This is a genomic window from Rhodococcus sp. NBC_00294 (assembly GCF_036163995.1).
GTDB lineage: Bacteria > Actinomycetota > Actinomycetes > Mycobacteriales > Mycobacteriaceae > Rhodococcoides.
The window spans coordinates 3799197-3814389 of sequence record NZ_CP108043.1 but is presented as its reverse complement, the minus strand read 5'-3'; the positions used below and the strand labels follow the sequence as shown (position 1 = coordinate 3814389).

Below are 15193 nucleotides of genomic sequence, written 5' to 3'. Positions count from 1 at the left end.
GCTCGAACGCGACGACGGCCCCCACCGCACGGTGGGGGCCGTCGCCGTCTCGGTCGGCGCCCGTCTCAGTTCGGGGCGGCCTCCTTGAGCTGCGCGATGATCTCGTCGTTCCAGATGTGACTGCGCACCAGGCGGTAACGCTCGCGCGCCACCCACATGTAGGCCTCGGCGTCGGTGTGGCGGGTCAACATGCCCCCGACGGACCGCACCATCCGGACGACCGGCAGGAACTCCTCACCGAACCAGCGGCGGGCGACGGTGCGCCGGTCGACGAACTCGCCGAGCTCCTGCATCAGCCGGAAACCCCAGGCCTCCACCGCATCCGAGAGTTCGGCGTACTGCCACGGATCCGTGAACTCGATCGCCTCGCGCGACTTCCCGGTGAGGGGGACACGGCTGAGGAAGATGCGCCGGTGATCCTTCACGAGGAGATCGCCCCTCGTGGAGATGCCGTCGGGGGAGATGCGGGTGATGATCTCGGTGACGTAGGCCTCGATGGTGAGACTGTGCATCGCGCAGGCGATGGACACGCGATGGTGCCCGTCGATGACGAAGTGCATGCCGCCGACGCGATACACCTCGATGGGCGGCATCGGTTCGCCGCGGCGCCAGGCGGTGGCGAGGCGCTGCCAGCGTTCGCGTGTCCGCGTCGACGTCGGGCGGAAGTACCGGTCGAAGTCGCGGGTGCGATCCACGCTGCCCACGATCGAGTCGACCCGGATGACCTCGAGTCCGACGCGGCGCTCCCGCACCTTGCCCAGGGCGGCGACCACCTCGTCGAACGGCAGGATCGTGTTGATGTCGTCCGGTTGACGGCGCAGCCAGCCGACCAACCGCGCCACGTCCGCGCGCCGGCGCTGGCGGGAGAAGTCGTTCTGCGCGTCGGCAGCGGGGAATCCGGTGTCACGAGCCATGACGTCGCCTCTCGATGATGGGCGCGGTGTCGCCGCCCGGGGTGATGTCGATCAGGGCGTAGCCGACGGTGTTGATCACCGTGGCTCCGTGCAGCTGTCGGTCGGCCGGCCTCGTGCCGTGCGGGTGGATGTGTCCGTGGACGAGGAGCTGAGGCCGCAACCGTTCGGTGAGCGGATCGAGACACCGGAAACCGCGGTGTGGTGCGTCCTCGGCGTCGCCGACACCGAACGGTGGGCTGTGGGTCAGCAGGACGTCGACCCCGTGTGCGTCGGCTCCGCGTCGCAGCAGCGGGTGCCAGGTGTGGGTCCGTAGCAGGGAGCCGGCGCGCCGCTTCTGCTGCCGTTCCGTCCACTGGTTGGGTCCGTCGCGGTAGCGGATGGACCCGCCCAGCCCCGCGATCCGCAGACCGGCGGCGCTGACGATCCGTCGATCGGCGTTGACGGCGCCGTCCGGACCGGGCCAGCTCGACGGCAGCCCGGCACGCATCCAGCCGGCTCGACCGGCCGAGTACCCGGTGAGGTCGGCGTCGTGGTTGCCGGGGACGAAGACGCACGGGGCGTCGGCGGCCTCGGCGAGGTGCTCGAGGTACTCGAACGGCAGGTCGCCCGCACCGAGGACCAGGTCGACGTCGAACGGGAGTGTGCGGGCGTTCCACAGGCCTTCGACCACCTCGTCGGACACGGTCAGCACAGTCACCACACGCAGGACCGTACCGGCACGCCGGTCCCGTCGGAGCCGGTACGGACGTCGTGGGGTTGGATGGACGGTGTGAGTGGGAGCGACGTGACAGCGCAGGTGCGAACCCATCTGCAGACGGTGCTCGGTCAGGACGACCCGTCCAGCGCGTCCGTGACCTTCCTGGGCCTCGAGCCGCTGGAGGTGTTGCTGTTCGCTGCCGACGTCGAGGGAGTCGTGCGGTTCACCACTCTCGGGTGCTCGCGGCATCCGATGGCCGACCCGTCCGACATGGTCACCGACTCGCAGCGAGGCCCGCGCGCCGAGCTGATCCTGGCCCTGCGCGGAGTCGACGAGTCCGTCGCCGAGGTCTGGCGCACGCTCGCCGTCTTCGCCGCGTCGCCCGCGGTGGAGGGCATCGTGCTGGTGCCCGACGCCCTGCTGGACGCCGGCGAGCCTCTCTGGCCCGGCGCTCCGTTCACGGCGGTGCTGCTGACGGCCGAGTCCGGGGTGGCCGACCTCGAGCTGCCCGAACCGTACGATCCGGTGCGGTTCCTGCGGGCAGTCCCGATCACCGGCACCGAGGCCGCGTGGGTGCGCCTGCGCGGAGCCGATGCGTTGCGCGACGCGTGGACCGAGGCGGGCATCGACATCGCCGACCCGCGGCGCTCGGCGGCGTCGCTGCGCCCGCCCACCTGAGCGCTCGCGCACCTGACAGACTGGGCGCGTGCTGATCGATCTCCACACCCATTCCACGTCGTCGGACGGAACCGAGACGCCCACCGAGCTGATCGCCACGGCGACCGCCGCGGGCCTCGACGTGATCGCGTTGACCGACCACGACACCACCCACGGCTGGGACGAGGCCGTGGCCGCGGTGACCGCGACGGCCGGTGCGCCCACCCTCGTCCGTGGCATGGAAATGTCGTGCCAGGGCCGCGGAGCCGACGGTGACCCGGTGACGGTGCATCTGCTCGCGTACCTCTTCGACCCCGGGCACGTCGCCTTCGCCGAGGAGCGCAGCCGGTTACGTGGGGAGCGGGAAGTGCGTCTGCGCAGCATGATCGACCGTATGGCGGCCGACGGCTACGACGTCGACGCCGACACCATCCTCGCCGCGGCAGGTCCGTCGGCGGGCCGCCCGCACCTCGCCCGTGCACTCGTCGCGGCCGGAGTCGTCGAGACCGTGAACGACGCGTTCACCGACCTGCTGCGGACCGGTGGGACGTACTACGTCGAGAAGGCGGACACCCCACTCGACCTCGCCGTCGAGTTGATCGCCGACGCCGGGGGAGTGCCCGTCATCGCCCACGCCCGCGCGCGCACGCGAGGTCGGCTCCTGCACACCGACCACATTCTCGAGCTCGCCGCCGGTGGGCGACTCGGCGGACTCGAGGTCGATCACCCCGACCACAGCCCCGAGGACGCGGACGCCCTGCGCGACATCGCGCGCGAGCACGATCTCGTCGTGACCGGATCCTCCGACTACCACGGCACCAACAAGACGACGCCGATCGCGGCCCGCACCACCGCCGAGGACCAGTTCGACGCGTTGGTGAGCCGGGCGACGGGCGTGCCGCTCGTCGTACCCGGAGGCCGCCGGTGAAGGCGCTCAGCGGATCGATCACCGCGGGTCTCGTCGTCCTCACGGCGCTCGTCATCGCCGCCGCCGTCGTCGGCGGTGATCGGGGATTCCCCGGCCCCGGCACCGCGTCCATCGCGTGGCACGTCGCCGCCGTCGTCGCGGCGCTCCTGCTCCAGCGGATCGCCGACCATCGCTCGCGTGGGGTGTCGTTCCTCGGCTCACTGGGCGTGCTGGTGGTCGCGGGAGCCCTGCTGTGGACGCAATGGTGGGGCTGACGAGACAAGGGTGAGGCTGACCGGCACCTGTTTGCTCCCGAGGAACCGGCGGTGGCACACTGGCTCCACTCGCGATCACCGCCACCCCGTGGTGATCGACCCCGGTCACCGCTCGTCGGTGGCGCGCGAAGTCGGCTCACCCGCCGCGCACGCATCGAGATGTCGCCTGCCCTCGGTTCTCATCCCCCGGGCGCGCATCTCGACTTCCCCTCACGCCTGTGATCCGCACCCTCCGTGCGGACGATGAAGGAGCGCCCAGTGACCGCCGCAACAGATCCGACCGAACACACGACCGGCCTCCGGCCTGCCCGCGACGACCTCACGACCATCACGGACGACGAGATCTTCCTCAGCCACGTGGGCGGCAAGCTGTCCGTCGAGCTCACCGCGCCGCTCGAGACCAAGCGCGACCTCTCCATCGCGTACACCCCCGGGGTGGCCAAGGTGAGCAGTGCGATCGCCGCCGATCAGGAGCTGGTGAACAAGTACACCTGGACCGAGCGACTCGTGGTGGTGGTCAGCGACGGCTCCGCGGTACTGGGTCTGGGCGACATCGGCCCGCGCGCCTCGCTGCCCGTCATGGAGGGCAAGGCGGCACTGTTCAAGAAGTTCGCCGGCCTCAACTCGATCCCGCTCGTGCTCGACACCAACGACGTCGACGAGATCGTCGAGACGCTGATCCGCCTGCGGCCCAGCTTCGGAGCCGTGAACCTCGAGGACATCTCGGCACCCCGGTGCTTCGAGATCGAGAAGCGCGTCGTCGAGGCACTCGACTGCCCGGTCATGCACGACGACCAGCACGGTACGGCCATTGTCGTCCTGGCTGCGCTGAAAGGCGCTGTGGCAGTGCAGAAGCGCGAGCTCGCGGGTCTGCGTGTCGTCATCTCCGGTGCGGGAGCCGCGGGCGTCGCGTGCGCGAACATCCTGCTCGCCGCGGGCATCTCGGACGTTGTGGTGCTCGACTCGAAGGGCATCGTCGGTGCGGATCGCGCCGACCTCAATCCCGTGAAGGTCGACCTCGCCTCGCGTACCAACCCGCGCGGCCTCTCCGGGACGGCTGCCGACGCCCTGACCGATGCGGACGTGTTCCTCGGGGTCTCCGCGGGACAGATCGGGCACGAGCTCATCGCCTCGATGGCAGACGACAGCATCGTCTTCGCCCTGTCCAACCCGAACCCGGAGATCCATCCGGAGGACGCGAAGAAGTACGCCGGCATCGTCGCCACCGGACGCAGCGACTTCGCCAACCAGATCAACAACGTGCTGGCGTTCCCCGGTGTCTTCCGCGGTGCTCTCGATGCGGGCGCGCGGCGCATCACCGAGAACATGAAGCTGGCCGCCGCGGACGCGATCCTGTCCGTGGTCGGCGACGATCTGAGCGTCGACATGATCGTGCCCAGCCCACTCGACCCGCGGGTCGCTCCGGCCGTCGCGGCGGCAGTGGCCGCGGCTGCGAAGGCGGACGGCGTCGCCTGAGAGGTCTCAGAGACGGGGCGCGCGGCGCAGCCGCCCCGTCCCGGGCGCCGAGACCCACACGGCGAGGGCCAGCAGGCCGTCCGCCACGAGAGCCAGCACGGCCACCAGGATCGCGCCGACCACCACTCGGTCGTAGCTGTAGAGCGCCAGACCGTCGAAGATGTACCGCCCGAAGCCGCCCAGGTTGACGAAGGCGGCGACGGTGGCGGTGGCGATGACCTGCAGGGTGGCGTTGCGGATGCCCCCGAGCAGCAGCGGCAGCGCGTTGGGAATCTCCACCCGCAGCAGCACCTGGCGTTCGGTCATGCCCATCGCCCGTGCCGCGTCCACGACGGTGGCGTCGACATTGGCCACACCCGCATACGTCCCGGCGAGGATGGGCGGAATGCCCAGGAGCACGAGGGCGATCAGTGGTGGCACCAGGCCCAGCCCGAGCAGCAGGACGAGGAACGTCAGCACGCCGAGCGTCGGTAGCGAGCGCAGACTGTTCACCAGGCCGACCAGGGCCACCTCGCCGCGGCGCAGGTGCCCGATCAGCAGTCCCAGCGGAACCGCCACGACGACGGAGAACAACACGGCGAGGAAGCTGTACCAGACGTGCTCGGTGAGACGCGTCGCGATGCCGGTGCCGCCGGACCAGTTGGCGCCGTCGAGGATGTAGCCGATCGCGTCGGAGAAGATGCTCATGCGCGGGCCTCCGTCACTCGTCGCCGGCGCGTCGAGGGCGCACCGGCGCGGGTCCACGGCGTCAACGCACGCCCGAGCAGGAACAGCAGCGCGTCGAAGACCAGGGCCAACACGACGATCGCGATGATGCCCGCCAGGATCTGGTCGGGGTAGTCGCGCTGGTAACCCTGGGTGAAGAGCTGTCCGAGACCACCGATGCCGATGACCGACCCGACCGACACCATCGAGATGTTGGTGACCGCGACGACGCGGACGTTCGCGACGAGCACGGGAAGTGCCAGCGGCAGTTCGACGGTCGCGGCGCGGCGGAACCGTCCGAAGCCGACCGCGGTGGCCGCGTCGACGACGGCGGGGGACACCGAGTCGAGTGCCTCGGGCACTGCGCGGACGAGCAGCGCCGTGGAGTACACCGTGAGCGCGATGACCACGTTCAACGGATCGAGGACACGCAGTCCCGCGATGAGCGGGATGGTGACGAACAGTGCGAGCGAGGGGATCGTGAACGCGACGCTCGCCACCACCAGGGTCAGACGCCGCAGCCAGCCCACCGTGCGCACGGCCGCGCCCACGGGCACCGCGACGACCAGTCCGACGAGCAGCGGCACCAGCGACAGGTACAGGTGGGTCCGCGTCAGCTCGAGGACGATGTCGATGTTGTCGATCAGCCAGCGCATCAGGGCTTCTCGAAGTACTGGCGGCCGCGCTCGCGGTCCTCGGCTCGACGCTGGTCCGCCAGCAACGCCACCACCTCGGTGGCGTCGATACCGCCGAGGACAGCGCCGTTCGCGTCGACCGCCACGCCGACGCCGGACGGCGACGAGATGGCCGCGTCCAGCGCCTGTCGCAGATCGCCCGACGGCGGGTACAGCGAACCGCCCGCGGAGGTGCTGTCCGCGATGCTGGCGCCGGATTTGAGCGCCTCGAGGCCGGTGACGTCCATCCAGCCTCGCGGACGGCCCTCGGCGGAGACGACGAGAAGCCACTGGCCCTGGTCGAGACGGATCGACGCCGCGTCCTGTTCCGACGCCGTCGTGATGGGATGCAGGGACACCCCGTCACCGTGGCGGAACGACAGTCCACGGTAGCCGCGGTCCCGACCGACGAAGGACGCGACGAAGTCGGTCGCGGGAGCCGACAGCACCACGTCCGGGGTGTCGTACTGCTGCAACGTTCCGCCGGTGCCGAACACGGCGATGCGATCGCCGAGTTTGATGGCCTCGTCGATGTCGTGCGTGACGAAGACGATGGTCTTCTTCAGATCGGCCTGCAGCCTGAGCATCTCGGTCTGCAGGTCTTCGCGCACCACCGGATCGACGGCGCTGAACGGCTCGTCCATCAGCAGGATCGGAGGATCTGCCGCCAGGGCACGCGCGACCCCGACGCGCTGCTGCTGGCCGCCCGACAGCTGAGCGGGGTACCGGGTGGCCAGCGACAGATCGAGGCCGACGCGCTCGAGGACCTCCATCGCGTCGCGACGGGCCTCCTTGCGTGAACGACCCGTCAGCACCGGAACGGTGGCGACGTTGTCGACGACGGTGCGGTGAGGCAGCAGGCCGGCGCTCTGGATGACGTAACCGATGCCCAGCCGAAGCTTGACGGCGTCGATGGTCGAGATGTCTCGACCATCGACGCTGATCGTGCCCGACGTGGGCTCGATCATCCGGTTGATCATCCGCATCGAGGTCGTCTTGCCGCAGCCCGACGGGCCGACGAAGACGGTGAACGACCGGTCCTCGATCCGGAGATCGAGAGAGTCGACCGCGAGCGTTCCGTCCGGGTACTGCTTGGTGACTCCCTCGAACGAGATCACGAGACCGGCTTGTCCAGACCCTGCTCGACGACCCAGGCGTTCGCGGCGGCGGCGGGCTCGGTCTTCGCGTCGCCCGACACCTCCTGGTTCAGCGCCAGCAACTCGACCGTCGTGAGCTTGGCCGACACGGCGTCCAGGACGGCGGTGAGCTTGTCCGACTTCTTCGACGAGTTGTAGACCGGGACCACGTTCTGCGCCGGGAAGTTGTTGTCCGGGTCGCCCAGTGCCACGAAGTCGTTCTCGACGATCGCGGGCGTGGTGGTGAACAGGTTCGCCGCGGTGATGTCCCCCGCAGCGAGGGCGGCCACGGTGGCGGGGCCGCCGCCGTCGGAGATCGGGACGAAGTTGGCGGCCGGGATGTCGACGCCGTACTTGTCGCGCAGGCCGGGCAGGCCGACGGGACGCTCGGCGAACTCGGGCGGCCCACCGAACTTGACCTCACCCGCGTACGGCGCGAGATCGGCGATGTTGGTCAGGTTCCAGCGCGTCGCGGTGTCCCGCGTGACGACGACGGCGTCCTTGTCCTCGCCGGGGGCCGGCGTGGATGCCAGGAGATCGTCGCTCAGTGCCGCCGTGAGGGCGGTGTTCACCTCGTCGGGCGCCGTGGCCGTGGCCTCGGGGTCCAAGTACAGCAACAGGTTTCCGGTGTAGTCCGGGATGAGGTCGATGGAGCCGTCGCGCACGGCCGGGATGTAGGCCTCACGGCTGCCGATGGACAGGCGTGTGCTGGCGTCGAAGCCGTTGGCCTTCAACGCGTCGGCGTAGATGTTGGCGATGATCTCGGACTCGGTGAAGTTCGCGGAACCGACGACGATGGTGTTCGGATCGCCTCCGCTACCACCCTCACCGCCGCTGCTCAGTGGATCGGAGTCGCCGCCGCAGGCGGACAGGGTGAGTGCTGCAGCGGCCACCAGAGCGGTGGCGGCGACGCGCACGGAACGTGAGGTGGTGCGACGTGTCGTGTTCACTGTTCGAGTGTAACGATAGGCCCCGACACCGGCCCGCTTTCGGCGCCGGAACGCCGGTACCGGGTTCGAGAGGATGGTCGATGCGGGTCTGCAGGTCGGCCGTCGTGGCGCTGCTCGCGGCCTCGATGGTGGCCGGGTGTTCGAGTACCGGCGGCCCCGAGGGGACGACGCGCCCGCAGCCGCTGGTGGTCGCCGATACCGGAACTCCGGTGCAGGCGGTGCTGGCGCACCTGTACGCCGACGCGCTGTCACGCGGGGGAGCGGCCGCTCGGGTGGACACGGTCGACGGTCTCCCCGGCGCGCTCGCCGGCCTCGACGACGCCTCGGTCGCGCTCGTCCCCGGCTTCACCGGATCGTTTCTGGCGCAACTGGATCCGTCGTCCGCCGCGCGGGCGCCCGAGGACGTCTACGCCGATCTGGCGCGTGCACTGCCGGAGTGGCTGGCGGTCACCGACCAGGGTCTCGCCGAGAACGGGCCGACGGTGTCCGTCACCGCGGCCGCGGGATCGGCTCTCCCCGAAGCCACTCTGTCGGCTCTGTCTCCGCAGTGTTCCCGCTTCTCCGCCGCCGTCGACCCGGCCGTCGATGCGTCCGCGGTGACACGGGCCCTCTCCGAGAGTTACGACTGTGCGTTCGCCCCTGCCGGCCCCACCGAGGTGACGATCGTCCGGGCCACGGACCGGGTCGCCGTGGTCGATGCGACCGACGTGGTGCTCGCCGACGATCGAGACGGCCTCACCGCCGACGTCCTCGTCCCCCTCGTCCGCAAGGGCTCCGTGGACGAGACGCTGGACCGTCCGCTGCAGATCATCGCCGGCGAACTCACCACCGCGGATCTCGCGGAGATGGTCGACCGTGTCCGCGGCGGTGAGGATCCGGGCGCGGTCGCCGCGAGTTGGCTAGGGACGCAGTCGTTCTGAGTGGGCGGTCGCGTCGCGGACGAAGGCGCCGATCTCCCGGACCGCTGTCGCCGCCTCGGCCAGCAGGGTGGCCTGCAGGTGGGCGACGTGCCACAGATCCTTGAGTTCGGTGCACCGCACGGAGACACCGGCCTCGGTCAATGCGTCGACGAAGCGAAGGATCTGGGGCCGCAGGATCTCGTCGGCGGAGTACTGGATCAACGTCGAGGGGAAGCCGGTCAACGTGCCACGCACGGGGGCGTAGCGCGGATCGGTCGGGTCGCCGTCGCCCAGATACTGCCGCGCCGAGTTCCGCAACCAGCGAGCGTCGAGCAGGAAGTCGCGCGGTGCCGGGAAGTCCTGGTCCGCCGGATCGGCCCACGGGGAGATCATCGCGACGCACGACGGTGGTGTGCCACGGTCGACGAGCGCCTGTGTCGTCGCCGCGGCCAGACCGCCGCCGGCCGAATCGCCGACCACGGCAATGTGATCGGCCGCGACACCGTCGGCGACCAGCCCGTCGAACACGGCCAGTGCGTCCTCGAGCGCGGCCGGGCAGGGATGCTCCGGAGCCAGACGATAGTGCGCCGCCACCACGACGGCGCCACTGTCGCGGGCGAGCGACGACGTGACGACGCGGTGTGTCAGCGGCGACCCCAGCGTGTACGCACCGCCGTGCAGATACAGCACGGCGGTGCGGCGGACGGTGGCACCGACGGTGACCCGTTCGACCGGGACACCGCCCACGGTCTCGCTGCGGATCACCGTGCCCTCCGGCAGCGGTAGCGACCGGGCCGCGACCTCGAGCAGTGTGCGCTGCACCGGAACCGGGAGGCGCGGGTTCAGAATCACCCGGAACACAGGCTTCAGAACTCGGGACACCACGGGCAACGGCAGAGTCATCGGTCGCATCGCCCGAACCTACCGTCAGCCCTACCGCTGGGTGGTCGTCCGCGGCAGGACGCGCGAGGACAGCCTGACGATGATGTCCTGGTACCGCGATCCCGTGATGCGGGCGAGGGCGTCGAGCGCGCGGGCGTCGTTGCCGATGAGCACGCGGGCCTTGTTCTTCTCCACTCCGCGCAGGATCACCAGGGCGGCCTGCTCCGGGGTGGTCTTCGCGAGGCGACGGTCGAAGAACTCGGCCACCGACTTCTGGTCCTGGCCCTCGGCGACGGTCGCGTTGCGGGCGATCGCCGTCTTGATGCCGCCCGGGTGGACACATGTGACGTGCACCGGGTGGCGGGCGATCAGCATCTCCTGGCGCAACGCCTCGGTGAAGCCGCGCACGGCGAACTTGGCTGCGTTGTACGCGGACTGGGACGGGATCGACAGGAGGCCGAACAGGCTGGACACGTTGACCACGTGACCGTCTCCCGACTCGACGAGATGCGGGAGGAATGCCTTCGTACCGTTGACGACGCCCCAGAAGTCGACGTCGATCACGCGCTCGAGATCCTTGAACTCGGTCTTCTCGACGTCGCCGTGGAAGGCGATGCCGGCGTTGTTGTAGACCTGGTTCACCACACCGAAGTGCCGACGCACGGTCTCCGCGTAGTCGAGCACGCTGCCGCGTTCGCTGACGTCGAGGTGGTCGCTGCGGACCTCTCCGCCGCGCTGCTCCACGGCCGCCACGGTGGCGGCCAGGCCGACCGAGTCGACGTCGGACAGCGCGAGTCGTGCTCCGCGCGAAGCCAGTTCGAGAGCCAGCGCACGGCCGATCCCCGATCCGGCTCCGGTCACCACGGCCACTCGTCCATGGAACTCGCTCATCGGGAGATCGCCTTCTCGTCGTCGTTGTCGGTCGTCGCAGGGGTGGGGGTGCCGTCAACGGCGCTCACAGGCCTCGTGACGTCGCCGGCCGCGAGGGAGTCGTATGCCTCGAGGTCGAAGTTGCGGGTGATGCGGCGGAACTCGAAGGTGAAGTCCGGCCACAGCGTCGTGTTGTTGCCGTGCTTGTCGAGGTACCAGCTCGCGCACCCGCCGTTGAGCCACACCGTCTTGTTCAGCTTGGTCTGCAGGTCGGCGTTGAACTCGTCCTGCACCTCGCGGCGCACCTCGACGACACCGAGATCGTGCTTGTCGATCGTGTTGAGCGCGTCGATCACGTAGTTCAGCTGCGACTCGATCATGAACACCATCGAGGTGTGCCCCAGGCCCGTGTTGGGTCCGACCAGGAAGAACAGGTTGGGGAAGCCCGCGACCGTGGCGCCCTTGTATCCCTGCTGTCCGCGCTCGTCGAAGACCTCGGCGAGCGAGCGGCCGTCCTTGCCGAAGATGCCCTGGAAGGTGGGGGAGTCGGTCACGTGGAATCCGGTGGCGACCACCAGGGCGTCGATCTCACGCTCGGTTCCGTCGGCCGTCACGATGGAGTGCGCCCGCACCTCACGGATACCGTCGGTCACCAGGTCGACGTTCGGTCGATCCAGTGCCGGGTAGTAGTTGTTGGAGATCAGCATGCGCTTGCAGCCGATGCGGAAGTTCGGCGTCACCTTGCGGCGCAGCTCGGTGTCGCGGATGCCCTTCGCGATCTGTCGGCGCGCGATGAACTCGAACGCCTTCATGAGCTTGGGGACGCGGGTGAGGCCGACGACCTGGGTCTCACGTGCGGCGTAGATGCCGGTGCGTGACAGACGCTGGTAGCCGGGGAGGTACTTGAACGCCAGCTTCTCGATGCGGGTGTACTCGCGGTCGAAGCGCGGGAGGACCCACGGGGCGGTGCGCTGGTAGACGTCGAGATGGGCGACCGTCGGCGCGATGGCCGGGACGATCTGGATCGCGGAGGCGCCGGTACCGATGACGGCGACGCGCTTGCCCTCGAGGCTCGCGTCGTGGTTCCAGCGGGCCGAGTGGAAGATCTCGCCCTGGAAATCGGTGATGCCGGCGATGTCCGGAAGGTTCGGCTCGCACAGGGCGCCGACGGCGGACACGACCTTCTTGGCCGTGAAGTTCCCCCGGGTGGTCACGATGTCCCACTGCGAGGTGGCGGTGTTCCAGCGGGCCGACTCGACGTGGCAGTCGAAGACGTGGCGGTCGTACACGCGGTACTGCCGCGCGACGCTCTCGATGTACTTCTGAATCTCCGGCTGACGGGAGAACGAGCGGGTCCAGTCCGGATTCAGCGCGAACGAGTACGAGTAGAGGTGCGAGGGCACGTCGCAGGCGGCACCGGGGTAGGTGTTGTCGCGCCACGTGCCACCGACGTCGCTGCCGCGCTCGAGGACCAGGAAATCGGTGCTTCCCTGCTGGCTCAGCTTGATCGCGGCGCCCAGTCCTGCGAAACCGCTGCCGATGATGATGGTGTCGACGTAGCGTGCAGCGACAGCGTCGGTATCTGTAACTGGAAGACTCATGAACCCAGACTAGGTCCTTATTGAGCGCAGGTCAACAGTTACTGACGAACGTTCAGTAGTATGGAGCGCATGGACAGCGTGAAGCGAACGCGGCTCAGTCCGGAACAGCGGCGGGCCCAGCTCATCGACCTGGGGGTCGAGATGCTCTCGGAGCGCACGCTGGACGCCATCTCGGTCGAGGACATCGCCGACCAGGCGGGCGTGTCGCGTGGGCTGCTCTTCCACTATTTCTCGTCCAAGCACGACTTCCACGTCGCGATCGTCGAGCACACCAGCCGACAGATGCTCGACGCCACCGAGCCGCCCGTCGGGCTCGACCCGTTGACGACGCTCGCCGTAGCACTCGCGTCCTACGTCGACTACGTCACCGAGCACCGCTCCAGCTACGTCTCGCTGCTGCGCGGCACCGCGAGCGGGGATCCCGACATGCGGGCCGTCTTCGAGCGCACCCGCGACGTCATGGTCGAACGGACGGTGTCGCAGCTCCCGCTGCTCGGTGTCGAGCGCACCCCGCGGATCGCGCTGGCCATCCGCGGCTGGGTGGCGTTCTGCGAGGAGGTCACCATCACCTGGCTGAACCAGGAGGACCTCAGCCGGGACGAGCTGATCGAACTGCTGGTGCACGCGCTGCCTGCCGTGGCGCTGCCGACGGCGGACACGACCGAGTTGTCGTGGGCGAGTGCCGACGCGGGATGACACCTCGAGCGACACCCCCTTCGATCGACGGGTCCGCACCAGTAACGTGAGGGCGTACACCGGCGCACGAGCGGCGGTCGGCAGCACGAGAGGACGGCCTTCGATGGGCGCGCAGATCAGTATCCCGACCGAGACGCGACACTCGGGAATCCTGGGTATCGGGGCCTACCGGCCCGAGCGTGTCGTCACCAACGAGGAGATCTGCAACACCATCGACTCGAGCGACGAGTGGATCCGTACCCGTACGGGCATCGAGTCCCGCCGCTTCGCCGGGGAGAACGAGAACGTGGTCTCCATGTCGATCGAGGCCGGACGCCGCGCCCTCGAGAACTCCGGCGTGGATGCCGCCGAGATCGGCTGCGTCATCATCGCGACGTCCACTCACCTGTTGCTCACACCGCCCGCCGCGTCGATCATCGCGGACGCACTCGGCACCGGTGGCCCCGGCGCCTTCGACCTCGGCGCGGGCTGCGCGGGCTTCTGCTACGGCCTCGCACTCGCCTCGGACATGGTCCGCGCGGGCACGTCGGACAAGGTGTTGGTCATCGGCACCGAGCACCTGAGCGTCACGACGCGACCCGACGATCGCGGCACGCGCATGATCTTCGGCGACGGTGCCGGCGCCATGGTCGTCGGACGCACCGAGGAGCCCGGCATCGGACCGGTCGTCTGGGGTTCGGACGGCTCGCAGGCCGACGCCATCAAGCAGGACAAGGACTGGCTGCAGTACTTCGCGGACCTGAAGGAGGATCCGAACGCCGATCGTCCGTGGATCGCGATGACCGGTATCGCGGTCTTCCGCTGGGCGGCGTTCGAGATGGCCAAGGTGGCGCGCGAGGCCCTCGACAAGGCAGGCGTCAAGGCCTCCGAGCTGGACGTCTTCGTGCCGCACCAGGCGAACTCCCGCATCACCGATCTGCTGGCGAAGAGCCTCGAGCTCGCCGAGGACATCCCGGTGGCACACGACATCGCCGAGGCCGGCAACACCTCGGCCGCTTCGATCCCGCTCGCGGTGGAGGAGGTGCTGCGCACCGGCAAGGCGAAGAAGGGCGACACCGCCCTGCTGCTCGGTTTCGGTGCCGGCCTGTCGTTCGCCGGCCAGGTCGTCACGTTGCCGGAGGCCCCGACCGCCTAGGCGTGTCAGAGGTGGCGCAGGAACCGGTCGGGGGCGTCGAGGAAGGCCGACCAGTCCCGGACGACCTGCGCCTCCTCCCACGTCGTGGACGACAGACCGTCCTCGCCGAGTTCGAGCAGGCGTGCACCCGGCATGGCGGCGAGCACCGGCGAGTGCGTCGCCATCACGATCTGTGAGCCCTCCTCGACCAGTTCCTTCATCACCGAGATCAACGCCAGACACGACTGGAACGATAGGGCCGCCTCGGGCTCGTCCATCAACCAGAGCCCCACTGCGACAGGGCGATCCGCGACATAGCGCAGAAACGACTGTCCGTGGGACAGCGCGTTGTAGACGACGTCGGTGTCGCGGACTCGCCGTGCGTCCGCGGACTCGAACAATCCGTGCATCGTCTCGGCGCGCAGGAAACACCCGCCCTGCGGCCGCGGTCGGGCACCGTGGCACGTCAGGTGCTTGTGCAGGTCGGTGTCCTGCGCCCCGCCGCCGGGTGACCACATCGCGTCGGCCGCACCGAGACCGAAGGCCCAGCACGCGGCCAGCGCCTCCATCAGCGTCGACTTCCCGGTTCCGTTCTCCCCGACGATCACGGTCACGGGACTGTCGAAGTCGAGCCCGGTGCGCACGATCTCGGCGACCACGGGTACCTGCAGATACCACGAAGCCGGGTCGAATCCCCTCCGTGGAGTGAACTCGACCCGGCTCAGTGGCAGCGTCACAGG

At 69.3% G+C, this 15193-nt stretch carries 17 protein-coding genes; 7 read left to right on the top strand and 10 right to left on the bottom strand.

Translation table 11 applies throughout. The annotated features are described in order from the left end of the window. Nucleotides 1–65 precede the first annotated feature (65 nt). Nucleotides 66–914, bottom strand: a complete 849-nt coding sequence (locus tag OHB23_RS17740) for a hypothetical protein (RefSeq protein ID WP_027503847.1) — start codon at nucleotides 912–914, stop codon at nucleotides 66–68. Beyond that, entirely contained in the window at nucleotides 904–1614 is a 711-nt protein-coding gene (locus tag OHB23_RS17735; RefSeq protein ID WP_328810041.1) for a metallophosphoesterase family protein, read from the bottom strand. The genes OHB23_RS17740 and OHB23_RS17735 overlap by 11 nt, the downstream gene beginning before the upstream one ends. Nucleotides 1615–1674: 60 nt before the next feature. On the opposite strand from OHB23_RS17735, the gene OHB23_RS17730 reads away from it, so the two are divergent. From OHB23_RS17730 to OHB23_RS17715, 4 genes are all read left to right on the top strand, one after another. Further along, nucleotides 1675–2289, top strand: a complete 615-nt coding sequence (locus OHB23_RS17730) for a suppressor of fused domain protein (RefSeq protein ID WP_222627377.1) — start codon at nucleotides 1675–1677, stop codon at nucleotides 2287–2289. Between the two features lie 28 nt (nucleotides 2290–2317). Further along, complete coding sequence (locus OHB23_RS17725) at nucleotides 2318–3196, top strand: PHP domain-containing protein (RefSeq protein ID WP_222638153.1); 879 nt, start codon at nucleotides 2318–2320, stop codon at nucleotides 3194–3196. Beyond that, the gene (locus OHB23_RS17720; RefSeq protein ID WP_027503843.1) at nucleotides 3193–3450 is read left to right on the top strand and encodes a hypothetical protein; all 258 of its coding nucleotides are present in this window, start codon (nucleotides 3193–3195) and stop codon (nucleotides 3448–3450) included. The genes OHB23_RS17725 and OHB23_RS17720 overlap by 4 nt, the downstream gene beginning before the upstream one ends. Nucleotides 3451–3693: 243 nt before the next feature. Next, nucleotides 3694–4926, top strand: coding sequence for an NAD(P)-dependent malic enzyme (locus tag OHB23_RS17715; protein WP_082544356.1), 1233 nt, complete (start codon nucleotides 3694–3696; stop codon nucleotides 4924–4926). Between the two features lie 6 nt (nucleotides 4927–4932). Here OHB23_RS17715 and OHB23_RS17710 read toward each other — a convergent pair whose 3' ends face one another. From OHB23_RS17710 to OHB23_RS17695, 4 genes are read right to left on the bottom strand one after another with little or no spacing between them, the layout of a single operon-like run. After that, entirely contained in the window at nucleotides 4933–5613 is a 681-nt protein-coding gene (locus OHB23_RS17710; protein ID WP_027503841.1) for an ABC transporter permease, read from the bottom strand. Next, nucleotides 5610–6287, bottom strand: coding sequence for an ABC transporter permease (locus tag OHB23_RS17705; protein ID WP_056442575.1), 678 nt, complete (start codon nucleotides 6285–6287; stop codon nucleotides 5610–5612). Before OHB23_RS17705 ends, OHB23_RS17710 begins: the two co-directional genes overlap by 4 nt. Beyond that, nucleotides 6287–7423, bottom strand: a complete 1137-nt coding sequence (locus tag OHB23_RS17700; RefSeq protein ID WP_328810040.1) for an ABC transporter ATP-binding protein — start codon at nucleotides 7421–7423, stop codon at nucleotides 6287–6289. Before OHB23_RS17700 ends, OHB23_RS17705 begins: the two co-directional genes overlap by 1 nt. Further along, nucleotides 7420–8391 (bottom strand): ABC transporter substrate-binding protein, encoded by a 972-nt coding sequence (locus tag OHB23_RS17695; RefSeq protein WP_027503838.1) that lies wholly within the window; start codon nucleotides 8389–8391, stop codon nucleotides 7420–7422. The genes OHB23_RS17700 and OHB23_RS17695 overlap by 4 nt, the downstream gene beginning before the upstream one ends. Before the next feature lie 80 nt (nucleotides 8392–8471). Here OHB23_RS17695 and OHB23_RS17690 point away from each other — a divergent pair, with 80 nt between their 5' ends. Next, complete coding sequence (locus OHB23_RS17690; protein ID WP_328810039.1) at nucleotides 8472–9311, top strand: glycine betaine ABC transporter substrate-binding protein; 840 nt, start codon at nucleotides 8472–8474, stop codon at nucleotides 9309–9311. Here OHB23_RS17690 and OHB23_RS17685 read toward each other — a convergent pair. From OHB23_RS17685 to OHB23_RS17675, 3 genes are read right to left on the bottom strand one after another with little or no spacing between them, the layout of a single operon-like run. Continuing rightward, nucleotides 9291–10202 (bottom strand): alpha/beta hydrolase, encoded by a 912-nt coding sequence (locus OHB23_RS17685; protein WP_328810038.1) that lies wholly within the window; start codon nucleotides 10200–10202, stop codon nucleotides 9291–9293. The two genes, OHB23_RS17690 and OHB23_RS17685, sit on opposite strands and share 21 nt — an antisense overlap. Before the next feature lie 21 nt (nucleotides 10203–10223). Continuing rightward, nucleotides 10224–11063 (bottom strand): SDR family NAD(P)-dependent oxidoreductase, encoded by an 840-nt coding sequence (locus OHB23_RS17680; protein WP_328810037.1) that lies wholly within the window; start codon nucleotides 11061–11063, stop codon nucleotides 10224–10226. Then, entirely contained in the window at nucleotides 11060–12643 is a 1584-nt protein-coding gene (locus OHB23_RS17675; RefSeq protein ID WP_328810036.1) for a flavin-containing monooxygenase, read from the bottom strand. The genes OHB23_RS17680 and OHB23_RS17675 overlap by 4 nt, the downstream gene beginning before the upstream one ends. A 69-nt stretch (nucleotides 12644–12712) precedes the next feature. On the opposite strand from OHB23_RS17675, the gene OHB23_RS17670 reads away from it, so the two are divergent. Beyond that, nucleotides 12713–13339 carry a TetR/AcrR family transcriptional regulator gene (locus OHB23_RS17670; protein WP_027503833.1) on the top strand — a complete coding sequence of 209 codons (627 nt, stop codon included), beginning with the start codon at nucleotides 12713–12715 and terminating at the stop codon, nucleotides 13337–13339. Between the two features lie 103 nt (nucleotides 13340–13442). Beyond that, entirely contained in the window at nucleotides 13443–14474 is a 1032-nt protein-coding gene (locus OHB23_RS17665) for a beta-ketoacyl-ACP synthase III (protein ID WP_328810035.1), read from the top strand. A gap of 5 nt (nucleotides 14475–14479) precedes the next feature. Here the strand turns inward: OHB23_RS17665 and OHB23_RS17660 are convergent, their stop codons facing one another. Further along, a complete protein-coding gene (locus OHB23_RS17660; RefSeq protein ID WP_328810034.1) occupies nucleotides 14480–15190 on the bottom strand; it encodes an AAA family ATPase in 711 nt (236 codons plus the stop codon). Between the last annotated feature and the right edge of the window lie 3 nt (nucleotides 15191–15193).